This is a genomic window from Streptomyces sp. BBFR51 (genome assembly GCF_044591655.1).
Classification (GTDB): domain Bacteria; phylum Actinomycetota; class Actinomycetes; order Streptomycetales; family Streptomycetaceae; genus Streptomyces.
In genome coordinates this window covers 5,210,705-5,232,702 of sequence record NZ_CP172448.1, presented here as the reverse complement: position 1 = coordinate 5,232,702, position 21,998 = coordinate 5,210,705, and the positions used below count along the sequence as shown (strand labels likewise).

Annotated in this window: 18 protein-coding genes; 10 read left to right on the top strand and 8 right to left on the bottom strand. The window is 73.3% G+C overall.

The window, feature by feature from the left end; all coding sequences use genetic code 11:
* The first annotated feature begins 91 nt into the window (after positions 1-91).
* The 8 genes from ACGH7X_RS24040 to ACGH7X_RS24005 all read left to right on the top strand — a co-directional run bounded on the left by ACGH7X_RS24040 (position 92) and on the right by ACGH7X_RS24005 (position 7,730).
* Complete coding sequence (locus ACGH7X_RS24040; protein WP_399887784.1) at positions 92-697, top strand: hypothetical protein; 606 nt, start codon at positions 92-94, stop codon at positions 695-697.
* 132 nt (positions 698-829) lie between these two features.
* Positions 830-1,576: an FHA domain-containing protein gene (locus ACGH7X_RS24035; protein ID WP_399887782.1), complete on the top strand. Its 747-nt coding sequence runs from the start codon at positions 830-832 to the stop codon at positions 1,574-1,576.
* Positions 1,573-3,147, top strand: coding sequence for a protein kinase (locus ACGH7X_RS24030; protein ID WP_399887780.1), 1,575 nt, complete (start codon positions 1,573-1,575; stop codon positions 3,145-3,147). The genes ACGH7X_RS24035 and ACGH7X_RS24030 overlap by 4 nt, the downstream gene beginning before the upstream one ends.
* A gap of 137 nt (positions 3,148-3,284) precedes the next feature.
* Positions 3,285-4,028, top strand: coding sequence for an FHA domain-containing protein (locus ACGH7X_RS24025; protein ID WP_399887778.1), 744 nt, complete (start codon positions 3,285-3,287; stop codon positions 4,026-4,028).
* Positions 4,025-5,389 carry a protein kinase gene (locus ACGH7X_RS24020; RefSeq protein WP_399887776.1) on the top strand — a complete coding sequence of 455 codons (1,365 nt, stop codon included), beginning with the start codon at positions 4,025-4,027 and terminating at the stop codon, positions 5,387-5,389. The genes ACGH7X_RS24025 and ACGH7X_RS24020 overlap by 4 nt, the downstream gene beginning before the upstream one ends.
* 375 nt (positions 5,390-5,764) lie before the next feature.
* Positions 5,765-6,688 carry a hypothetical protein gene (locus ACGH7X_RS24015; protein WP_399897302.1) on the top strand — a complete coding sequence of 308 codons (924 nt, stop codon included), beginning with the start codon at positions 5,765-5,767 and terminating at the stop codon, positions 6,686-6,688.
* Positions 6,689-6,784: 96 nt separating this feature from the next.
* The gene (locus ACGH7X_RS24010; protein ID WP_399887774.1) at positions 6,785-7,249 is read left to right on the top strand and encodes a hypothetical protein; all 465 of its coding nucleotides are present in this window, start codon (positions 6,785-6,787) and stop codon (positions 7,247-7,249) included.
* 34 nt (positions 7,250-7,283) lie between these two features.
* Complete coding sequence (locus ACGH7X_RS24005; RefSeq protein WP_399887772.1) at positions 7,284-7,730, top strand: hypothetical protein; 447 nt, start codon at positions 7,284-7,286, stop codon at positions 7,728-7,730.
* 109 nt (positions 7,731-7,839) lie between these two features.
* Here the strand turns inward: ACGH7X_RS24005 and purH are convergent, their stop codons facing one another.
* Both purH and purN read right to left on the bottom strand, forming a co-directional pair.
* The gene (purH, locus tag ACGH7X_RS24000; protein WP_399887770.1) at positions 7,840-9,414 is read right to left on the bottom strand and encodes a bifunctional phosphoribosylaminoimidazolecarboxamide formyltransferase/IMP cyclohydrolase; all 1,575 of its coding nucleotides are present in this window, start codon (positions 9,412-9,414) and stop codon (positions 7,840-7,842) included.
* Positions 9,411-10,049 (bottom strand): phosphoribosylglycinamide formyltransferase, encoded by a 639-nt coding sequence (purN, locus tag ACGH7X_RS23995; RefSeq protein ID WP_399887768.1) that lies wholly within the window; start codon positions 10,047-10,049, stop codon positions 9,411-9,413. The genes purH and purN overlap by 4 nt, the downstream gene beginning before the upstream one ends.
* A gap of 341 nt (positions 10,050-10,390) precedes the next feature.
* Here purN and ACGH7X_RS23990 point away from each other — a divergent pair, with 341 nt between their 5' ends.
* Positions 10,391-11,191: a hypothetical protein gene (locus ACGH7X_RS23990; protein WP_399887766.1), complete on the top strand. Its 801-nt coding sequence runs from the start codon at positions 10,391-10,393 to the stop codon at positions 11,189-11,191.
* Positions 11,192-11,369: 178 nt separating this feature from the next.
* Here ACGH7X_RS23990 and ACGH7X_RS23985 read toward each other — a convergent pair whose 3' ends face one another.
* Entirely contained in the window at positions 11,370-13,094 is a 1,725-nt protein-coding gene (locus ACGH7X_RS23985; RefSeq protein ID WP_399887764.1) for a DUF6350 family protein, read from the bottom strand.
* A gap of 96 nt (positions 13,095-13,190) precedes the next feature.
* Between ACGH7X_RS23985 and ACGH7X_RS23980 the strand changes: the two genes are divergently transcribed.
* Positions 13,191-14,306: a helix-turn-helix domain-containing protein gene (locus ACGH7X_RS23980; RefSeq protein WP_399887762.1), complete on the top strand. Its 1,116-nt coding sequence runs from the start codon at positions 13,191-13,193 to the stop codon at positions 14,304-14,306.
* A gap of 106 nt (positions 14,307-14,412) precedes the next feature.
* On the opposite strand, the gene sucD is transcribed toward ACGH7X_RS23980, so the two are convergent.
* The 5 genes from sucD to ACGH7X_RS23955 form a co-directional block, all read right to left on the bottom strand.
* The gene (gene sucD / locus ACGH7X_RS23975; protein WP_399887760.1) at positions 14,413-15,297 is read right to left on the bottom strand and encodes a succinate--CoA ligase subunit alpha; all 885 of its coding nucleotides are present in this window, start codon (positions 15,295-15,297) and stop codon (positions 14,413-14,415) included.
* A 28-nt stretch (positions 15,298-15,325) separates the two neighbouring features.
* Positions 15,326-16,510, bottom strand: a complete 1,185-nt coding sequence (gene sucC, locus ACGH7X_RS23970) for an ADP-forming succinate--CoA ligase subunit beta (RefSeq protein WP_399887758.1) — start codon at positions 16,508-16,510, stop codon at positions 15,326-15,328.
* 707 nt (positions 16,511-17,217) lie between these two features.
* Positions 17,218-18,150: a hypothetical protein gene (locus ACGH7X_RS23965; RefSeq protein WP_399887757.1), complete on the bottom strand. Its 933-nt coding sequence runs from the start codon at positions 18,148-18,150 to the stop codon at positions 17,218-17,220.
* A 170-nt stretch (positions 18,151-18,320) separates the two neighbouring features.
* Entirely contained in the window at positions 18,321-19,490 is a 1,170-nt protein-coding gene (locus tag ACGH7X_RS23960) for a VWA domain-containing protein (protein ID WP_399887755.1), read from the bottom strand.
* Positions 19,487-21,946 (bottom strand): DUF5682 family protein, encoded by a 2,460-nt coding sequence (locus ACGH7X_RS23955; protein ID WP_399887754.1) that lies wholly within the window; start codon positions 21,944-21,946, stop codon positions 19,487-19,489. Before ACGH7X_RS23955 ends, ACGH7X_RS23960 begins: the two co-directional genes overlap by 4 nt.
* Between the last annotated feature and the right edge of the window lie 52 nt (positions 21,947-21,998).

The window sequence follows — 21,998 nt, the reverse complement described above, 5'->3', positions numbered from 1 at the left end:
CGTACCGGGGGGACGAACCGCTACGAAGAATCTCCTCCGAGTCGAGCCACGCGTCGTCCCCGCACTTGACAGCGACGGAGGAAGACCCGCCATGAGTTTCGGCGATCCGAACAACCCCTACGGCCCGCCCCAGGGCGGCCAGCAGCCGAACTACGGCTACCCCCAGCAGCAGCCCCAGGGCCAGCCCGGCTACGGCTACCCCGCCGCCCCTCCGGTGCAGCAGCCCTACGGCGGCGGCTACGCGCCGGGCCCGGCGGTGATGCCCGGCTCGGTGAAGGCCGCGCGCGTGATGCTGTTCGTGCTGGGCGGCTTCCAGGTCATCGGCGGCCTGATGATGATGATCGCCAGCGCCTGGTTCGCGGACCAGTTCGAGGACGCCGCGTCCTCCGACGCGAGCATCTCCTCGGACGACGCGGACACCATCGCCGACATCGGCGCCGGCGTCATGATCGTCCTGGGTGTCATCGTGCTGGCGTTTGCGTTCTGGGCGATATTCACGGCCGTCAAGTTCGCCTCGGGACGGGGCGGCGCGCGCGTGTCCGCCATCGTGTACGCCTCGGTGGTCCTCCTGTTCAGCGTCATCAGCCTGTTCGCCGCGAACGTCTTCGCCCTGATCAGTCTGATCCTCGGCATCCTGATCATCGTGTTCTGCGCCAACAGGAACGGCAGCGCCTGGTTCACCCGCCCGCGGTACTGAACCGGCGTCCGCCACGGCGTACTTCTCGCCAATCACGTCACAGGGCCGTGTCTCACCCGTACGAGGGGGGCACGGCCCTGGTGCGTCGCCCTACTCTGGCGAGGGCAGCCGTCAGGCACGGGGAGACGCACCTTGTACAGCATCATCGTGGTACCTCCGCCGACCCCGGAGGACCAGGACACCACCACCCAGTTCCGGCTCGCACCCGGCGAACGGCTCGTCTTCGGGCGGTCCGTGCCCGAGGGCGGGCTGCTGATCGGGCACGACGGAGTGTCCCGCAGAGCGGGTGAGATCACCGCGCACGGCACCTTCTGGACCGTGAGCAACCTCTCCGCCCACCAGACCTACGTGGTGGAGAACCCGGAGGGCGCCGGAGAGCACATCAAGGTCGCGCCGGGCCGGCTGGACGCCCCGGTGCCCTTCGAGTTCTCGCGGATCGTGCTGCCCGCGGCCGGCGACCTGCTGCCGGTCGAGGTGTGGGCGCCGCGCCACGACTACCTGCGCGCGGAGGACGGCACCGACGGGGAGCCGACCGCCCCGGCCTTCTCCGTCGACCGCACCAAGCGGTACTTCGCGGTGCTGGCCGCGCTGTGCGAGCCGCGGCTGCGCGGGGTGCCGCACGCGCCGCTGCCCACCATGGACCAGGTCGTCGAGCGGCTCCGCCCGACCTGGCCGGCCGCGTCCCGTACGTCGGTGCAGTGGAACATCGACTATCTCGCCGTGAAGCTGCGGCTGAAGCCGGGCCCGGAGACCGCCGAGCCGGGTCCGCGGCTGAACGGCAAGAAGGAGTCGCTGGTCTCGCTGGCGCTCCGCTTCGACCTGGTCCGCGAGGACGACCTGGTGGTCCTCACGGAGCCGTCCGGACAGGCACTGCGATGACGGAGCCGTACGCCGTCCCGGTGCCCAAGGGGTACCGGGTCGGTGTCTGGGAGGTGCGCGAGCCCATCGCGACCGGCGCCTTCGGCAGCGTGTACGCCGCCCGCCGCACGGACGGCGCCCGCGACGCGGGAGGCGACCTGCCGGACACGGCCGCGCTGAAGTTCCTGCCCACCGGCACCGGCACCCCGCGTCAACTGGCCCACCTGCGGGACCTGGTCGGGCGCGAGGTGGAGCTGCTGCGCCGGCTGCGGCAGCCCCGGCTGATCCGGATGTACGAGACCCTCACCGTCGACGACCCCGCCGACAGCGGGCTCGACGGCGCCACCGTCCTGGTCCTGGAGCGGGCCGAGGGCTCCCTGTCCGCGCTGCTCGGCGCCACGCCCCGCCCGCGGGCCGGGCCCGCGCTGCTCGCGCAGGTCTGCGCCGGGCTGGCCCAGCTGCACCGGGCGGGCTGGGTGCACGGGGACCTGAAACCGGCCAACGTGCTGCTGATGGCGGACGGTTCGGTGCGGCTCGCCGACTTCAACATGGCCGCCGAGCTGGAGGGCACGCACGCCTACACGCCCGCCTTCTCCACCCCGGACTACACACCGCCCGAGCTGCTGTGGTCCGAGATCGGCGAACGGGGCCGCCGGATCCGCCCGTCCGCCGACGTGTGGGCCTTCGGCGTCCTGGCCCACCTGGTGCTGACGGGGTCCTTCCCGCTGCCCGGCGGCACCCCGACGGCCCGCCGCGACGCCGCGGTCGCCTACGCGCACGGCACCCACGAGCTGCGCCTGTCGCCCGAACTGCCGTCGGCGTGGCGGGAGATCGTGCGGGCGTGTCTGACCCGTACGCACGCCGGGCGCATCGGCACCGACGCCCTGCTGCGGCGGGTGACGGGCGTGGCGGGCGGCGCGAGCGGCCTGGCGAGGTTCTCGCTCCGGCCCCGCGCACGCCCCCGGCGCGCGGTCCTCGCCGCCTCGGCCGCGGGGCTCGTCGCCCTCGCCGGGCTCGCGTACGGCGTCGCCACCCGGGGCGGCGACGGTCACGCACCCGCCGCGGGCCCGCACCGCGGCGGCGGCGCGAGCGTCTCCGCCGCCTCCTACGGCGCGGCCGAACTGCGCACCGACCGGGACGTGCCGCCCGCCTACCGGCTGCTCATCGTGGAGACGGCGCACGACTGCGACCGCGAGGAGGTCAGCCCGGCCCTGATCGCGGCCATGCTGAAGGTCGAGAGCGGCTTCGACGCGGACCTCGCCGATCCGGCCAAGGACGAGTACGGCATCGCCCGCTGGACCCCGAGCGTGCTGCGCTGGTGGATGAACGAGGACGGCACACCGGGCGAGACCGTCCCGGAGCCTCCGTTCCCGCCCGCCGAGTCCATCCCGGCGATGGGCCGCTACCTGTGCTGGATCACGCCCCGCCTCGACGCCGGCCTGCCGGGCGACCGCCGGGTGCTGGTCGCCGTCGCCTACCGCACGTCGTACCGCAAGGTGAACGACGCGGGCGGGGTTCCCCCGAAGTACCACGACTACGCCGACCGCGTCGCTCACCACCTCAAGGAGTACACGCCGCGGGAGCGGAAGTGACCCTGTGACCTCAGAGGTGGACGGCGACCCGCCGAGCCGTCCGAATGCCTCGGCCACGCACAAGCGCTTCCCGTAGCCTGCCCGTTGTTGGACTGGGGAAAGTTGACCCCGAGTGGTCGGGGGAGGGGGACGACTCCATGTACAGCGTCATCGTCGTGCCGCCGTCGTGCGGCAGCGTCACCGAACAGCTGAGGATCGGCACGGGCGACCGCATCGAGTTCGGCAGATCGGAATCGAAGGCCGGGGGGCTCGCCATCGCGCACGCGGGGGTGCCCCGGGTCGCCGGGGAGATCGCGGCACACCGGACGTTCTGGCTGCTGAGCAATCTCAGCGAGGACCAGACCTACGTGGTGGAGAACCCGGAGGGCGCCGGAGAGCACATCAAGGTCGCGCCGGGCCGGGTGGACGCGCCGGTGCCGTTCGAGCTGTCGCGCGTGACCCTGCCCGCGGCGGGTGACCTGCTCAGCTTCGACGTGTGGGCCCCGCGGCACGCCTTCCGCAGCGTCGAGCGCCGGGGTCTCGAGGGGGCCGGCACCGTCCCGGCGTTCGCCCTGGACCGCACCAAACGGTACTTCGCGGTCCTGGCCGCGCTGTGCGAGCGGCGCCTGCGCGGTGAACCCCGGGCGCCGCTGCCCGCGGTCGAGGAGATCGTGGAGCGGCTGCGGCCCAGCTGGCCCAAGGTCAGCCGCTCCGCCGTCTACTGGAACATCGACTACCTCGCCGTCAAACTGCGGCTGAGACCCGGCCCGGAGACGGCCGAGCCGGGCCGGCGCACGCACGGCAAGAAGGAGTCCCTGGCCTCCCTCGCCCTCCGCTTCGACCTGGTGCGCGAGGACGACCTCGTGGTGCTCGCGCCGGTCCCGAGCGGGGCGAAGCGGTGACCGGGCGGCCGTACGCGGTCCCGGTGCCCAAGGGCTACCGGATCGGGCCGTGGGAGGTGCGCGACCCGGTCGCCTCCGGTGCCTTCGCCACCGTCTACGAGGCGGTCGGCCACACCTCCGGCACGTCCACGGACGCGCCTCGCCGCACCTCGGACGCGGGCGAGCTGCCGCAGCGGGCGGCGCTGAAGTTCCTGCCCACCGGCACCCGCACCCCGCGCCAGCTGCACCACCTGCGCGACCTGGCCGAACGCGAGGTGCAGTTGCTGCGGCGGCTGCGCTCGCCCCGGCTGATCCGGATGTACGACGCGCTGACCGTCGACGACCCGGACCACCCGGAGCTGGACGGCGCGAGCGTCCTCGTGCTGGAGCGGGCCGAGGGCTCCCTGGACGCCGTACTGGCCCGGACCCCGGCCCCGGAGTCCGGGCCGGCCCTGCTGGCGCAGATCTGCGAGGGCCTGCACCAGCTGCACCACGCGGGCTGGGTGCACGGCGACCTGAAACCGGCCAACGTGCTGCTGATGGCGGACGGTTCGGCCCGCCTCGCCGACTTCAACATGGCCTCGGAGCTGGAGGGCACCCACGCCTACGCCCCCGGCTTCGCCACCCCCGACTACACCCCGCCCGAACTCCTGTGGCCCGAGGTGGACGAACGGGGCACGCGCATCCGCCCGTCGGCCGACGTGTGGGCCTTCGGCGTCCTCGCGCACGTGGTCCTCACCGGCGCCTTCCCGCTGCCCGGCGGCTCCTCGGAGGCACGCTCCGACGCCGCGATGCGCTACGCCCGCGGCCGTGAGGAACTGCGCCTGTCCCCCGGCCTGTCCGACGCCTGGCGGGACATCCTGCGCGACTGCCTCGCCCCGACCCACGCGGAACGCGCCACCGACACCGCCGCGTTGCTGCGCCGGGTGGAGGAGGCGGCGGGCACCTCCCGGACACCCCGGCTGCCAAGGCTGCGCCCCCGGCGCTGGCGGCGCCCGGCCCTGTCGGCGGCGCTCGCGGCGGCCGTGGTGGGAGCGGCCGCCCTCGTGTACGCCACCCCGTGGGAGTCGGAACCGGCGGCCGCGGCCCCGCCGACCTGCGAGAAACCCGTGGTGTACGAGAACGCCGACGGCCGCGGCTACATGGCGGGCCACAGCGGCACCTGGGACTTCACCATCAAGCGGGGCGACGGCGGAAGCCAGGTCCGGGAGCTGCAGTGCCTGCTCCGCCACCTGCACGGCATCACGGAGGTCGGCGAGGTGGACGGCGACTTCGGCCCGATGACCCACGGAGCGGTCGTCACCTTCCAGAAGCGCGCGGGCCTGGACGCGGACGGAATGGTGGGGCCGGCGACGTGGCGGGCGCTGCGCGCGGAGCCCTAGAGGGACTCGAGGAAGAGGGCCCAGGCGCGGCACGCCACCCCCGGAACTGCTCGCGCTCCCGAAGGCCGTCCCCGAGGTCCGCCGCGCGGTACGCGAGTACGTGGGGCGCCGTGCCCCGAGGCGCGGCTCCGCGTGAGTGAGCTGTTGAGCGCCGTGATCGTCCACGTCGGCGAGGGCACACCGGTGCCCGTCCGTGTGGCCCCGGTCCGAACGGCGTCGTACGGGTGGAGGGCGCCGGCCGGAAGACAGTGTGGTGCGAGCTCTCCGAAAACACACCCTGAAACTCTTCAGGTACCGCACCTCGCCCACCGCTGCCAGTGTGGTCATCGCTTCGCCGCCACGGGGGACGGCGAAGCGCAGACTGGGGGCGTGATCATGGGGCGGTCTCTCGCCATGAAGTGCGCTGCGGCGTTGCTCGTCGGCGCCACCGCGACGGGGTGCAGCACCGCGGCCACCGCCGGACCGTCCGGGGGCACGGCGGGCCCGGTCGCGGGCCAGGGCCGTGAACTGTCCGACGCCGAGCGGATCCTGGTCCGGCGCGCCGAGCAGGAGCTGGTCAAGGAGTGCATGGAGGAGGCGGGCTTCGAGTACTGGGCGGGACCGCTGCCGACCGTCGACGACCTCAAGGGCGGCGGCTATGTGCTGACCGACCCAAACTGGGCGAAGCGGCACGGCTACGGCAGCCGGCTCCAGGAGAGACTCCAGGACACCCAGCGCGACGACCCCAACAACGCGTACGCCAACGCACTCCCGCAAGCGGAACGCGTCCGCTACAGCAAGACTCTCGAAGGCGGACCGTCGAGCGGCATGCTGACGGCCGAACTGCCCGGGGGCGGCACCGTCCAGACTCCCGCCGACAGCTGTCAGGTCGATGCCAAGGAGCAGCTCTACGGCGACTTCGAGACCTGGTTCCGGGCGGAGAAGACGGCCACGGGCCTGTCTTCCCTGTACGTGCCGGCCCTGCTCAAGGACGAGCGTTTCACGAGCGCCCTCAGGGAGTGGGCGGCGTGCATGCGCGAGGCGGGCCACTCCTACGCGAACCCGCAGAAGATCCGTGCCGGGCTGCCGGACCTCACCCAGGGGCTGAGCCCTGAGGAGGCGTACGCGACCGAGGTCGACCTGGCGGTGGCCGAAGCCACCTGCGCCGTCGGGACGAGCCTGGCCGACACGGCACACGAGCTCGAGAACGAGTACCGGGCGAAGGAACTCAAGCGCTACGGCGAGGACGTCGCCGCCTACGAGCGCATGGGTCTCACCGCCCTCGCCCGAGCCGAGGAGATCACCGGCTCAACGGCCTGATCCGTCATCTCACGCCCGGCACCGGGCGATCCGGTCTTCCGCGGCACTCGGCCGCGGGGCATCCACACAGCACCCAGTCACAAGGAGTGATGCATCATGCGCAAGATCCTCGCCGCGACCGCGACCCTCGGCCTCGCGGGCCTCGGAGTGATCGTCCCGGCGACCGGCGCCCAGGCCGCCACGACGTGCGACAAGGCGTGGAACAACGCGCGTTCCGGCTACTTCTACGCGTACGACGGCCAGAACTGCATCGGCAACATCGGCAGCACCGACAGCTGGGACTCGGACTACGGCAACAGCAGCGGGCCCTTCCAGGGCAGTGACACCAACAGGGCGTCGTCCATCCTGCACAAGGGCACCTCGGGCCTGGCCGTCCAGGTCTTCAACGGCACGGGGCAGGACTGGAGCGGCGGCCACACCTGCATCAAGAAGTCCGAGTACTACATGTCCGACCTGGTCGGGGACTCGTTCACCAGTGGCAAGAAGTACCTCGTGAACAACGGCATCAGCTCGCACCGGTGGGTGCCGGAGGACAAGTGCGACAGGTTCCTGGACTCCTGACCCGGCGGTCACCGGCACGAGACAAGGAGCGACCATGCGCAGGATTCCCGCCGCGTTCGCAACGTGCGCCCTCGCGGCGCTCGGAGCCGTCGTCCCGGCGACCGGCGCCCAGGCTGCCACGTCGTGTGAGACGGCCTGGCGCAACGCTTCCCCGGGCTACCTTCACATCTACTCCGGCACCGACTGCGGCGGCCTCCTCGGCCGGACCTCGGCCAACGACCCGGACTGGGGTGACGCCTCCGGTTCCGTCCGGGGCGTAGAGGTGGGCGAGGCGGGGTCCCTGCTCCACAAGGGCACCTCCGGACTGGCCGTCAGGCTCTACCGGGGAATTGGTTACACCGGCGCCCACGTGTGCCTGACGCGTGCGGAGGCCTACGTGCCCGACCTCAGGGAATCGGCGTTCCCCGACGGCACTCCGCTGGATGCCGCCCGTTCCCACCGGTGGACGCGGGCCTCGGACTGCGACCGGTTCCTGAGCTGACCCGTCGGCGGACGTCCGAGGACCGGACGCCGACGACGGGGATTGAGACACCGAGACCGGGACGAAGTGGCCCGCCGGGCAGCGCCGGCGGGCCACTTCGTCGTACGGCTCAGTGGAAGAAGTGCCGCGTCCCCGTGAAGTACATGGTCACGCCGGCCTTCTTCGCGGCCTCGACGACCAGTTCGTCGCGGACCGAACCGCCGGGCTGGACCACGGCCTTCACGCCGGCCGCGGTGAGGATCTCAAGACCGTCCGGGAAGGGGAAGAAGGCGTCGGAGGCGGCGTACGCCCCCTGCGCGCGCTCGGTGCCGGCCCGCTCCACCGCCAGCTTCGCGGAGTCGACCCGGTTGACCTGGCCCATGCCGACGCCGACGGAGGCGCCGTCCTTGGCGAGGAGGATCGCGTTGGACTTGACGGCCCGGCACGCCTTCCAGGCGAAGGCCAGCTCGGCGAGCTCGGCCTCGGAGAGGGGCTCGCCGGTGGCGGGCGTCCAGGTGGCGGGGTCGTCGCCGTCGGCCTGGAGGCGGTCGGTGACCTGGAGGAGGGCGCCGCCGTCGATGGGCTTGACCTCGACGGGGTGCGAGGGGCCGTCGGGGCAGCGCAGGACGCGGATGTTCTTCTTCTTGGTGAGCGCCTCGAGCGCGCCGTCCTCGTAGCCGGGCGCGACGATGACCTCGGTGAAGATCTCGGCGACCTGCTCGGCCATCTCCTTGCTGACCGGGCGGTTGACCGCGATCACGCCGCCGTACGCGGACAGCGGGTCGCAGGCGTGCGCCTTGCGGTGCGCCTCGGCGACGTCCGCGCCGACCGCGATGCCGCACGGGTTGGCGTGCTTGATGATCGCGACGCAGGGCGCGTCGTGGTCGTACGCGGCACGGCGGGCGGCGTCCGTGTCCGTGTAGTTGTTGTACGACATCTCCTTGCCGTGCAGCTGCTCCGCCTCGGCCAGGCCACCGGTGCCCGCGGTGTAGAGGGCGGCGGGCTGGTGCGGGTTCTCGCCGTAGCGCAGGGTGTGCGCGCGCTCCAGGCTGGTGGCGAGGAACTCCGGGAACTGCGAGTCGTCGGCGGGCGCGTAGGACGAGGCGAACCAGGAGGAGACGGCGATGTCGTACTCGGCGGTGTGCCGGAAGGCCTCGGCGGCCAGCCGCTTGCGGGCGGCCAGGTCGAAGCCGCCGTCCTTGACCGCGGAGAGCACGTCGCCGTACCGGGCCGGGCTGGTGACCACGGCGACGGAGGGGTGGTTCTTGGCGGCGGCGCGCACCATCGAGGGGCCGCCGATGTCGATCTGCTCGACGCACTCGTCGGGGGTGGCGCCCGAGGCGACGGTCTCGCGGAAGGGGTAGAGGTTGACCACGACCAGGTCGAACGGCGCCACGCCCAGTTCGTCGAGCTGCTGCCGGTGCGTCTCCAGACGCAGGTCGGCGAGGATGCCGGCGTGCACCTTGGGGTGCAGCGTCTTGACGCGGCCGTCCAGGCACTCGGGGAAGCCGGTCAGCTCCTCGACCTTGGTGACGGGGACGCCGGCGGCGGAGATACGGCCGGCGGTCGACCCGGTGGAGACGAGTTCGACGCCCGCCTCGTGCAGCCCGCGGGCGAGGTCCTCGAGCCCGGTCTTGTCGTAGACGCTGACGAGCGCGCGACGGATGGCCCGCTTGTTGCTCTCGGCGGTGGCGGTGGCGGTCACTGGATAACTACCTTTCGTCCCTCAATGCGATAGCCGTTGCGGGCGAGCCGCCCCACGACATCGACGAGCAGCCTTCGCTCGACTTCCTTGATGCGCTCGTGCAGAGCACCTTCGTCGTCCTCGTCCCGGACCTCCACCACGCCCTGCGCGATGATCGGCCCGGTGTCGACGCCGTCGTCGACGAAGTGGACGGTGCAACCGGTGACCCTGGCGCCGTACGCGAGCGCGTCGCGCACACCGTGGGCCCCCGGGAAGCTGGGGAGGAGAGCGGGGTGCGTGTTCACGAACCGCCCTCCGAAGCGGGCCAGGAACTCCTTGCCCACGATCTTCATGAAGCCCGCCGAGACGACGAGGTCCGCTTCGTGGGCGGCGACGGCTTCGGCGAGCGCCGCGTCCCACTCCTCGCGGGTCCCGTAGTCCTTGACCTTTCGTACGAAGGTCGTCAGCCCGGCACGCTCGGCGCGCGCGAGTCCCTCGATGCCGTCGCGGTCGGCGCCGACGGCCACGATCTCGGCTCCGTAGGCCTCGACGCCGGTGGCGGCGATCTCGTCGAGCAGCGCCTGGAGGTTGGTGCCGGATCCGGAGACCAGCACGACGAGGCGCTTGGCTCGCTGGGCCACGGGCTTGGCGGCCACGGTGGGGGCCTTTCTCGGGGGAGCGGGTCTGTGCGGGTCGGCCTCGCACGGCTGCCGGTTCTGTACGTGCGTCCGTTTGTACAGTCGTACGAATGCTTCGTGCCCCGGGATACGGGGAAGTCTACGAAGCGGCCGACCGTCAGCAACGATACCGGCACACCGGACGGCCCCCTCGGGACGGGGGCGTGGCCGGAAGGTAGCGTCTGCGTGGAGGCGGACCGGGAACGCGACCTGCCCGTCACGCGTTCACCAGTCGTGCCGACCAGTTCGCACGTTCCACCAGTTCGCCCAGTTCGCCCAGTTCGTTCGATCACTGTCGCCAAGGGGAAGACGCTCACTTGATGCCGGACCGCAGCCTGCGACTGCTCACGCTCCCCCAGCAGTCGGCGCAGCCAGGGGAGCGCAGCACCGTGTTGCTGCGGGAGCGCCCCTCGTCACCGCCCGACACGCCCTCGGACCGGAGGGAGGGCGGCGAGCGGGACGGCGACGCCACCGACAAGGACAATCCGTTCGCGCCGCCGCCGGAAGGCACACCGGACAGCCCTTGGCAGCCGCGGCACCCGTCGGGCGACGGCGACTCCCAGGACTCCTCCGATTCCCAGGGCGGTGGCGGTCGTTCCCCGTGGGGCGGCCGGTGGAGCGACCGGCAGCCCGGCCGGTCCCCCGGCGGTTTCGGCGAGCGGCCCGGCAGCGGTCCCGGCCCCGAGAGTCAGGGCGACGGCCCGGCGCCGCGCTGGGACCCGAAGGACCCCGCCCAGCGGCGCGCCCGCTACGCCCTGCTGAGCGGCATGTGGGCCCTCTTCTTCGCCCTGTTCACCTGGCCGTACGTGGCCCTGCTGCTCGGCGCCCTCGCCCTGTACTGGGGGATCAGCGCCCTGCGCGCCAAGCCCCGCGCCGCCTCCGACCCGGACACCCCGGCCCCGCCCGCCGAGCAGACCGGCCGCCCGCAGCGCACCGCCGCGATCAGCGGCCTGGTCACGTCGTCCCTGGCCATCGTCCTGGTCGCCGCGTCCTTCAGCGCCCAGCTGATCTACAGCGACTACTACACCTGCCGCGACGACGCCCTGACCAACGCCGCGAAACAGTCCTGCGAGACCCACCTGCCGGAGCAGCTACGGGGCGTACTGGGCACGGAGGACTGACGGCCCTTCTTCGACGCCGGCCGGCATCATTTCAGCCCGTCGGGGGTGCCCCCTCTGGGGGAGTTTGAGGACGAGGCCGTCCAGGCCGAAGGGGGGTCTGGGGGCGCAGCCCCCAGGGACGGGAATGGGAAGGGGCGGCGGGGCGAAACACTGCACGGGCACCCCGTGAGCCCCGCCGTCACCCCCCGCCGCGAGGCGACTCGACAGGGGAGTCCACCGGCAGCAGATCGTACGGCGCCTCATCCCCCTCCCCCTCCCCCACCTCACCCGAGGCCCCGGCCCCGCGCTTCCACCACCGCCCCACGGAGGGCACGGCCACCGCCACCCGCCCCCACCGACGCCCACCACGCCCCCCTCCGTCGGCCGCCTGGCCATCCCCCACTACAGGCTCAGGCACAGACTCCACCACCCGCTCCACCACAGGCTCCGTCCCGGCAGCCGCCCGGCACCGCCAAGCCCGCGCCGCCACCGCCACCGGCACCGCCACCGCCCCGATCCACGCCAGCGTCGCGCCCCCGGCCTGCCACCACACCGGCCCGAACCGGGCGAGCCCGGCACTTCCGAGCGGCCCGCCCGCGAGCGAGGCCAGCAGCGCGACGAGGCCCGCGCACAGCCCGGCGGCCACGACGGCGGCGGCAGCGGTGCGCCGCCACGACCAGGCCTCGGTGGCACCGCCACGGCACGGGGCCGCGTCCGGATCGGCTCCCGACACGCCCGCCGGGACCACCAAAACCACCGGAACCGAGGGGGCCGCCGGGACCGCCGTGACCGCCCCCGCCGTGGCCGCCCGCGCCGTGAACCACCCCACCACCACCCCCGCCACCAGCGGCACCGCTGCGGCCGCCCAGTGCAGCGCCGTACCCGGACCGGCGTCCGGCACCGCCGCCAGCAGCGGGAACGGCGGCAGCAGCGGGGCGGGAGCGGAGGCGGAGGGGTCCACGACATGCCCGGTGCCGAGCACGAAGCCGGGACCGAGCGCGTACACCGCCGCCCACACCGCCGCGTTCGGCACCAGCGTCAGACAGAGCAGCAGCACGGCGAACCGCCCGGACCACCCCTCGGTCAGCCGCGGGAACGCCTCCCCCGCGGCTGCTCCGTGCCACACGAGCGACACCGCGAGCAGCAGCGCGCCGCCCCCGACGAGGACCGCCGCACCGGCGCCCGCGGCGCGCGTCGCGGCGCCCAGGCGCGCGTCCGGTTCCACCATCAGCTCCCGCAGCTTGCGGGGCAGCACGCGCAGCGCCCGTCCCACCGGCCCGCCCGGCCGGCCGAACGCGGTCCACACGCCCGCGCCCGCGGCGCCCATGGTGACCAACGGCATGCACAACGCCACCCACCACCACGAGGGCCGCAGCGCACCGCCCTGCGCGTACAGCACGACGGGAGCGGCGACGGCGAGGTAGCCGACGACGACCCCCGCCCAGGCGAGGCGCGCGGAGACGGGCGGCGGCCCGGCGTCCGGGATGCTCAGCCGCCCCGGCGGACGCGCCCCGGCCCCCGCCTTCGCGCCCACTCCCACGGCCACGCCCACGCCGTCCCCGGGGTCCGTGGCGTCGCGGGCCGCCCGGTGCAGCAGCCACACCGGCAGCAGGAGGAGCAGCAACGGGGTGACGCCGACGGGTGCGGGGGTGCCGGAGAGCGTGTCGGCACGCACCAGTTCGGCCCCGTGCGCCAGCACCCACAGCGCCGCGCCGACGTGGAGGGCACCGCCGGGGCCGCTGTCGGGGTACGGCGAACTGATCCACAGCACCGCCACGAGGGCCGCGCACGCCGCCAGCCCCAGTGCCGCCGCGACCGCGCCGCCCAGGAGACCGGCGGCCAGCCCGGGCGACCGGTCGCGCCACCGGGTGCGCAGCAGGGAGAACACGGCTGGACGAGCGGTCGTCTGGATCACGACCGCCATGCTCCCAACGACACGCGCTTTTCCGATGTAACGGGCGAAGCTCCGTTGTGTCGCTCAATATATGTTTATGTACTTTTTCGTACTAAGGGGCGTCCTGTGACACGGAGCCCTTCAACCCCACTCCCACCCCCCAAGGAACGCCGACGCCTGCGTGAGGCCACCGCACTGACTCAGGATCAGCTCGCGACACGGGTGGGTGTCACCCGCCAGACGGTCCGTGCGTGGGAGAGCGGCCGCACCACTCCACGAGGGCGGAAACGGGAGGTGTACGCGAAGCTGCTGAAGACCCTGGCCGAACAGGAGGCGGCACAGCGGGCGAAGCCGACACCGCAACCGGAGCCGGAACCGGCTGCGCAGCCCGAGCCCAAGCCCAAGCCCGAGTCCGAGTCCGTCATGCCCAAGCCCGAGCCGGTCGCGCTGACGCCCGCTCAGGCTTTCGACGCGTTGTACGAGTTCAGCGCCCCCGCCCTCGTACGGCAGACGTTCCTGCTGACCGGCCGTCGCGAGGCGGCGCGCGAGTCGGTGGAACGGGCTTTCCAGGCCGCCTGGGAGCAGTGGCCCGAGGTGGCCCGCGACCGCGATCCGGTGGGCTGGGTACGGGCGACGGCGTACGAGTACGCCCTCTCCCCCTGGCAGCGGTTCCGCCCGCGGCACCGGCACCCGGAGCCACCGCCCGCCGACCCGGGCGACCGCACCCTGCTGAACACCCTGCTGCGGCTCCCTCCGCGGCACCGCCGCACGCTCGTGCTGTACGACGGTGTGGGCCTGGGCCTGCCCGAGACGGCTGCCGAGACGGAGGCGAGCACCCCGGCGGCGGCGAACCGGCTGCTGCGCGCCCGCGTAACCGTCGCCGACCGGCTGCCCGCGCTGGCCGACCCGCAGGTGCTGCACCGGCGGCTGGCGGAACTGGCGTCGGCCGAGCGGCTCTGGTCGGCGAAGCCGCCGGCGGTGCGGTTGGTCGGCGAACGCCGGGCGCGGTTCTGGACCCGGGCCGCGATCGCCTTCACGGTCGCGCTCATCGGGACCACGGCCCTGACCGTGCGCACCGCGCCCACGCACTACGAGCCGCCCGTGTCCCGCGGGGAGGCGGTGCGCGGGGTGCCGCCCCGGGTGGCGCCCGGTTCGCTGTCGGACGAGGAACTGGAACTGCGGCAGAAGCTGCGGGACCAGTTGCAGGCAGGTCCGGAACGGCTGACGCCCGGACTCGAATGACACGCGCACGACGAGGCCGGGTCCGGAACTCGCACGACGCCCGGAACGCCGAGTGGCCCGTCCCCTGCGAACAGGGGACGGGCCACTCGGTGTGCTCGGTGCCGTGTCAGCCGGCCAGGATGGCGCGGGCGAGCTTCGCCGTCTCGGTCGGCGTCTTGCCGACCTTGACGCCGGCGGCCTCCAGGGCCTCCTTCTTCGCCTGGGCGGTGCCGGACGAACCGGAGACGATGGCGCCGGCGTGGCCCATGGTCTTGCCCTCGGGCGCGGTGAAGCCCGCGACGTAGCCGACGACCGGCTTGCTCACGTTCTTCGCGATGAAGTCCGCGGCCCGCTCCTCGGCGTCGCCGCCGATCTCGCCGATCATCACGATCAGGTCGGTCTCGGGGTCGGCCTCGAACGCGGCGAGCGCGTCGATGTGCGTGGTGCCGATGATCGGGTCGCCACCGATGCCGACGGCGGTCGAGAAGCCGATGTCACGCAGCTCGTACATCATCTGGTACGTCAGCGTGCCGGACTTCGAGACCAGGCCGATACGGCCCGGCTTCGTGATGTCGCCCGGGATGATGCCGACGTTGGACTGGCCCGGGGTGATGATGCCGGGGCAGTTCGGGCCGATGATCCGGGTCTTGTTGCCCTTCTTGCCGGCGTACGACCAGAAGGACGCCGAGTCGTGCACGGCGATGCCCTCGGTGATGACGACGGCCAGCGGGATCTCGGCGTCGATGGCCTCGACGACGGCGTCCTTGGTGAACTTCTCCGGCACGAAGATGACGGAGACGTTGGCGCCGGTCTTCTCGATGGCCTCCTTGACGGTGCCGAAGACCGGTACCTCGTTGCCGTCGAAGTCCACGGAGGTGCCCGCCTTGCGCGGGTTCACGCCGCCCACGACCTCGGTGCCGTCACCGAGCATGAGCTTGGTGTGCTTCATGCCGGTGGCACCGGTCATGCCCTGGACGATGACCTTGCTGTCCTTGTTGAGCCAGATAGCCATGGTGTGTTGGTGTCCTCGTCCTGAGTGCTTACTTGGCGGCGGCGTGAGCCAGCTCGGCGGCCTTGTCGGCCGCGCCGTCCATGGTGTCGACGCGCTGGACCAGCGGGTGGTTGGCGTCGGTGAGGATCTTGCGGCCCAGCTCGGCGTTGTTGCCGTCGAGACGGACGACGAGCGGCTTCTCGACCTTCTCGCCGCGGTCCTCCAGGAGCTTCAGCGCCTGGACGATGCCGTTGGCGACCTCGTCGCAGGCGGTGATGCCGCCGAAGACGTTGACGAACACGGAGCGGACGTCCGGGTCGCCGAGGATGATCTCCAGGCCGTTCGCCATGACCTGGGCGGAGGCGCCGCCACCGATGTCCAGGAAGTTGGCGGGCTTCACGTTGCCGTGCGCCTCACCGGCGTACGCGACGACGTCCAGGGTGCTCATGACGAGACCCGCGCCGTTGCCGATGATGCCGACCTCGCCGTCGAGCTTGACGTAGTTGAGGTTCTTCTCCTTGGCGGCCGCCTCGAGCGGGTTGGCGGCGGCCTTGTCGTGGAGTTCCTCGAAGTCGGGGTGACGGAACTCGGCGTTGTCGTCCAGCGACACCTTGCCGTCGAGGGCGATGACGTCGCCGGAGACGACCTTGGCCAGCGGGTTGACCTCGACCAGGAGGGCGTCCTCCTTGATGAAGGTGTCCCACAGCGTGACCAGGATGTCGGCGACCTTGCCGGCGACCTCGGCCGGGAACTTCGCGGCCTCGACGATCTCGCGCGCCTTCTCGGGCGTCACGCCGTCGATCGCGTCGATCGGCGTCTTGGCGACGGCCTCCGGACGGGTGGCCGCCACCTCCTCGATCTCCACGCCGCCCTCGACGGAGGCGATGGAGAGGAACGTGCGGTTGGCACGGTCGAGGAGGAAGGAGACGTAGTACTCCTCGACGATCTCCGGGGCGGTCTCGGCGATCATCACCTTGTGGACCGTGTGGCCCTTGATGTCCATGCCGAGGATGTCCGTCGCCCGGGCGACGGCCTCGTCCGCGGAGGCGGCCAGCTTCACGCCACCGGCCTTGCCGCGGCCACCGACCTTCACCTGGGCCTTGACGACGCTCTTGCCGCCCAGACCCTCGGTGATCGCGCGCGCCGCCTCAGGCGTGTCGATGACTTCACCGGCCAGCACCGGTACATCGTGCTTGGCGAAGAGGTCCCTCGCCTGGTACTCGAACAGGTCCACGCGCTTCCGTCCCTATCAGTGATCTCGCGGTTCGTTGGATGCGTGGGCGTGCCGCGAGGGCAACGTGACGTCCGCTGTGTCACAAGGGGAGCGCACACGGTGACCGAGCGCGCGGCATGTCCGTCTCGCAGGTTATCGCCGCATGCGGAGGGTCTCTAAATCGTGGGTCACACCTGAGCGGTGATGCCTGTCACATGATGCCGCGCTCACTGGCACGCGGTGCCGGGAGTGAGGGGCCGGGGGGCGTGCGGGAGGGCCGACGGAAGGCAGGGCCTCACCGGGCTGGGGTTGACCCGGTGAGGCCCGTCGGGCTGCCCGGAGGACCGCACAGGTGCGGTCCTCCGGGCAGCGAGCCGCCTGATCCCCACCCCAATGGGGACCACGCGGCCCGGACCGCGGGGTTTCGGCCGGACGGAGGCCGACGGCTTTCGGCCGTCCGGGGCCTGCCGCCCCGCGGAGTCTGCGCCCACTGCGGGTGGTGACGCCGGAGATGCGCCGGAGATGCGCCGGACCGCTGTGGGCGAGGGCGGACCGGGGCGGGGCGGGCGCGGAGGCGGGGGCGGTCGGAGGCTGGACGGGGCGCAGTCCGGGTGACACCCGGCGATGTCCTCGACGCCGGTCATCGCGCGACCGACCGGCGGAGGTGCCCCTGCTCCCGCCCTCCAGTGCTCCCGTGCTCCGTGCTCCGTGCTCCGTGCTCCGGCGCCCTAGGCGGGAGAGACGGGAATGTCCCGGTACCGGTCCCACGTCTCGACCGTGTCGGCGGGCTCAAGGGCGCCGCGCACGAGCCGGAACGCGATCCGGTGGTGCGGGGTGACCGCGTGGGCGTCACCCTGCCGCGGCGTCCCCTGGTCGGCGCCGGACGTGGTGCCGAGCGTGCCGTCGGGATCGCCGCCGGGTGCCCGGTGGGCGGGGGCGTACTCGGTGGGGGCGGGCACGGCCCGGTGGCTGTCGACGTGCTCCGCGACGGACGCCCCGCCGTGGCCGCCGGGCACCGGCCCGTACGTGTCGTGTGCCGCGTCTCCCGCTCCGTCGGAGTCACGCGGACCGGTGGCGTCGGACGCGTCAGCGGCGTCGGGGGTGGTGTCCGGTGCCGTACTCCGACTCGGGCTCGTACTCGGGCTCGTGGGTGCCGGCCGCGGATCCTGGTCGGCAGGCTGCGATCGGCCGGGGAGGTCGAGGTCGAGGCCGACCGACCCGGACAGGTCCGGCAGCACCGGCAACGCCTCCAGCGGCGGCACCTCCGCCCGCGCGACGGCCCCGAGTTCCTCGGTCACCGTCTCCATCACGTCACCGACCGGCCGCACGACCCGGTCCTCCACGGACCGGACGACGTTCCCGGTCAGGGGGCGGAGGCCCTTCTCGGCGTCGTGCCCGGGTCCGGAACCACGCGTGACGGGCGCTTCCCGTGCTTCCCGTACCCCCCGTGCTTCCCGGGGGCCTTCCGCGGGGACGTCGAGGACCTGGCCGACCGTGTCCTTGAGGGACGGCGCTTCGTCGGCCGCCTGCGCCCGCTCTCCGCAGAGCACCCCCAGTACGAACAACCCGCCCACCAGCAGCGCCACGTGCAGCGCACGCCGCCGGGCCGCCGTGCGCATCGCGCGCAGAGCGGCACCGGGCAGGACTGCTGACCAGAGCAAGAGGGGGAGGTTCCTCCCGTGCGGCGGAACGGGCCGCGCGTCGAACAGGGCATCGACACGCCGCGCGATACTCGCACGGGAGTCCGGAGGTTGCGCAAGCCCCGTCCTGCCGATGGGCAGTCATATCCGTTTTGCCCGTGGGAATCGGGCTACCTTGGATCGACAAATCGTCACCCGGCATCCGGTATCGGCAGGGGCCGCCCCTCGATCGCCGCCGCCATCACCTCCGGGAAGAGATCGGGGGTGCAGGCGAAGGCCGGTGCGCCCAGTGCGGCGAGCGCCGCCGCATGGTCGCGGTCGTAGGCGGGCGTCCCCTCGTCGGACAGGGCCAGCAGTGTCACGAACCGCGTCCCGGCCGCCTGCATCGCCGCGACCCGTTTGAGCATCTCGTTCCGTATGCCGCCCTCGAACAGGTCGCTGATCAGCACGACCACCGTCTCCGCGGGCCGGGTGATCCGCGACTGGCAGTACGCCAACGCGCGGTTGATGTCCGTGCCGCCGCCGAGTTGCGTGCCGAAGAGCACGTCGACCGGGTCGTCGAGCTGGTCGGTGAGATCGGCGACCGCCGTGTCGAAGACGACGAGCCGGGTGTCGATCGAGCGCATCGACGCCAGCACCGCGCCGAACACGGACGCGTACACGACGGACGACGCCATCGAACCGGACTGGTCGACGCAGAGGACGACCTCCTTCTTCACCGAGCGGGACGCCCGCCCGTATCCGACGAGCCGCTCCGGCACGACCGTCCGCCGCTCGGGCAGGTAGTGCTTGAGGTTGGCCGCGATCGTGCGGTTCCAGTCGATGTCGTGGTGGCGGGGCCGGCTGACGCCCGCGCTGCGGTCCAGCGCGCCGGTCAGGGTGGCCCGGGTGCGGGTGGCGAGCCGCTTCTCCAGGTCTTCGACGACCTTGCGCACGACGGCCCGCGCCGTCTCCTTCGTCGTCTCCGGCATCGCCTTGTTCAGGGACAGCAGGGTGCCGACGAGGTGCACGTCGGCCTCCACGGCCTCGAGCATCTCCGGCTCCAGCAGGAGCGTGGCGAGCCCGAGCCGGTCGATCGCGTCCCGCTGCATGACCTGCACGACGGAGGAGGGAAAGTAGGTCCTTATGTCCCCCAGCCAGCGCGCCACGGCCGGTGCGGAGGCCCCGAGCCCCGCAGAACGGTCCCGCCCCGCCCGTGGTGCGTCCCCCTTCCCGTAGAGCGCGGTGAGCGCGCCGTCCATCGCCGCGTCCCGTCCCGAGAGCGCGCGGCCGGTGCCGTCGGCCGGGTCCCCGCCGAGCACGAGGCGCCACCGCCGCAGCCGCTCCTGTGCCGCCCCGGCCTCCACCGGATCGGTCGTCATGCGTCCACCCCCACACGGTCGTTGTCGTCCGGCCCCTGCCTCGCGTCGCGGCCCAGCAGCAGCCGGACCACGGGCAGTACCGCGTCGGCCCGCCCGGTGTCGAGGCCGTCCGCGAAGCCCGGTATGCCGGCACCGGCCGTCGTCACACTCCCCCGCGCCCGCGGTCCGCGCCGGACCAGCTCGCCCAGGCTGCGGCGCACTCCCGGCTCGTAGGCCGAGAAGGTACGGCGCAACAGCGGCAGTACGTCGGTGAACGCCTCCGCGGCCACGCCGGTCAGCCAGGCGTCGACCAGGGCGAGCAGCCGCTCGTCGTGCAGGAGGAGCATGCCGCCGCCCGAGCCGCCGCCGACGAAGCCCTCGATCCAGGCCGCCGCGTCCGCCGGCGCGGTCCCCGGGGACAGCACCAGGCCCATGAGCCGCGCCGCCTCGTCCGGTGCCAGCTCGCCGTCGTCCAGCAGGAGCCGTACGGCGCGCCCGCGGACGACGCCGGGCACGGTGTCCCGCGCGGAGAGCGTCCGCAGCACGGCCCGCCAGCGGGTCCGCAGGTCGCGGTGGCCCGGCGCGGGGGCGTCGCCGAGCAGGCCCACCGCGCCGTGCACGGCGTCCACGTGGCGGCGCATCTCCTCGGCCGCGTCGGCGTCCAGTGCGACGCAGGCCGCGGGCAGGCCGACGAAGACGCGCTCGGCGAGACCGGCGGCGACCTCGGCCAGGGCGCCGGTGTCCGTGCCGCGCACATCGCCGTAGCGCAGCGAACGGACGAGGGCGGGCAGGGCCTGGGCGAGGTGGCCGACGTCCGTGTCGAGCGCCGCCCGGTCGGCGAGTATCCGCATCACCGGCGCGAGCGCGTCCGGCAGTTCGGCCAGCAGGCAGCGTTCGGCGAGCGCGGTGACTTCGGCGAGGCCCGGCACGGTGACGGCGTCCGCCTCGGCCCTGGCGGTCGCGGCGGACAGCACGGTGGTGCCCCACACCCCGGCCTCGGCGACCCGCACCGACAGCTCCGGCTCCCACCGCAGCCGCCATGTCTCCCGGAAGGTGCCCGTGCTGCGCGAGGCGGCGGGCGCGCCCCAGTCGACGCCGAGCAGCCGCAGCCGGTGCAGCAGTCTGCTGCGCCCCGCGTCGGTCTCCTTGCGCAGGTCGAGTTCCAGCTCCCGCTGCGACGCCTCTGGCTTGAGCCGCAGCCGCCGCTGGATCCGGGTCAGGTCCCGCTGCAACGGCACCGCGGGCGCCCCCGCGGGGACCTCCCCCAGCACGTCCCCCACCACCAGGCGGTCGTGGACCAGCGCGAGCGGCACGTCGGAGCCGTCGCACATCACCGCCCGCACGGCGTCCGTCGTCTCGCTCAGCCCGGGCAGCGGGCGTCCGCGCATCACCGCGAGCGTCCCGGCCAGCCGCACCGCCTCGATGACGTGCGCCGGGGAGACGATCCGGTCCTCCTCCCGCAGCAGCCCGGCCACCCTGGTCAGCCAGCGCTCGACGGGCCGGTCGACCGCGGCGAACAGATGCCCGTACCAACCGGGCGACTCGATGCCCGCCCCGTACCCCCCGGCCCGGGACAGCCTGCGATGGGTCCAGGGCACCCAGGTCATGTCCACCTTGGTCCTGGGCAGCCCCTTCAACCGGGCACGGTCGGCGGCGACGGCGACCTTGCGCCGCAGCGCGGGCACGTGCCACGCCCCGCAGACCACGGCGACCTCCTGCCGGGTGAACTCCCGCCGCGCCGCCCGGACCTGGAGTCGCATGTACGCCTCCCGCACGAGGTCCCGGTCCTGTCCGCCGTCCTCCTCCGTCTCCCGCAGCGCCCCCATCGCCTCCTCCAGTGCGGTGAACGGAGCGAGCGCGTCCCCGTCTCCCGCGCCCCGGTGCTCGACGACGTCCTCCCACCAGCGCTCGGGGTCGTCGTGGCCGGCGGCCTCGGCGAGGGCGGCGAGCGGATCGCCCCGGACGTCCTGGAAGGCCGCGCCGGCCGCGCCGGGCGAGCGCCCCCGTGCACCGGGATCGTCGGCCGGGCCCGGCGCGGGCTCGGACTCCCCCGGCTCCGTGCCCTCCCGCGCGGCCCGGTCGTCCGCCGCCCGCCACGCCAGCGTGTGCGTGGCCGGGAGGTCGATGAAGCGGGCCGGGACGCCGTGTTCCAGCGCCCAGCGGACGGCCACCCACTCCGGGGAGAACTCGGCCAGCGGCCAGAACACCGAGCGGCCGGGTTCGTCCACGGCGTGGGCAAGGAGCGCGACCGGCGGCCGCATGTCCTCGTGGGCGGCCAGCGGGATCAGGGCGTCGGCCTCCGGCGGCCCTTCGATCAGCACGACCCCCGGCCGGGCCGCCTCCAGCGCGGCCCGCACCGCCCGGGCCGACCCCGGCCCATGGTGCCGTACGCCCAGCAGCAGCGTCCGGTCCCCGAGATCCCCGGTGCCGTCCGGCCCGCCGGGGCGGTCGCTGCCGGCCGTGTCAGTGCCCGTCACGCGGTCCCCCTCGCCTACGGGTCCATGCCGAGTCCTCGTCGTCGCCCGTCGT

What these genes read in the sequence shown, in the direction of transcription:
- ACGH7X_RS24040 (WP_399887784.1), top strand. Translation starts at nt 92, where the DNA reads ATGAGTTTCGGCGATCCGAACAACCCCTACGGCCCGCCCCAGGGCGGC.
- ACGH7X_RS24025 (WP_399887778.1), top strand. Translation starts at nt 3,285, where the DNA reads ATGTACAGCGTCATCGTCGTGCCGCCGTCGTGCGGCAGCGTCACCGAA.
- ACGH7X_RS23990 (WP_399887766.1), top strand. Translation starts at nt 10,391, where the DNA reads ATGCCGGACCGCAGCCTGCGACTGCTCACGCTCCCCCAGCAGTCGGCG.
- sucD (WP_399887760.1), bottom strand. Translation starts at nt 15,297, where the DNA reads ATGGCTATCTGGCTCAACAAGGACAGCAAGGTCATCGTCCAGGGCATG.
- ACGH7X_RS23985 (WP_399887764.1), bottom strand. Translation starts at nt 13,094, where the DNA reads ATGGCGGTCGTGATCCAGACGACCGCTCGTCCAGCCGTGTTCTCCCTG.
- ACGH7X_RS23960 (WP_399887755.1), bottom strand. Translation starts at nt 19,490, where the DNA reads ATGACGACCGATCCGGTGGAGGCCGGGGCGGCACAGGAGCGGCTGCGG.
- ACGH7X_RS24015 (WP_399897302.1), top strand. Translation starts at nt 5,765, where the DNA reads ATGGGGCGGTCTCTCGCCATGAAGTGCGCTGCGGCGTTGCTCGTCGGC.
- ACGH7X_RS24030 (WP_399887780.1), top strand. Translation starts at nt 1,573, where the DNA reads ATGACGGAGCCGTACGCCGTCCCGGTGCCCAAGGGGTACCGGGTCGGT.
- ACGH7X_RS24010 (WP_399887774.1), top strand. Translation starts at nt 6,785, where the DNA reads ATGCGCAAGATCCTCGCCGCGACCGCGACCCTCGGCCTCGCGGGCCTC.
- ACGH7X_RS24005 (WP_399887772.1), top strand. Translation starts at nt 7,284, where the DNA reads ATGCGCAGGATTCCCGCCGCGTTCGCAACGTGCGCCCTCGCGGCGCTC.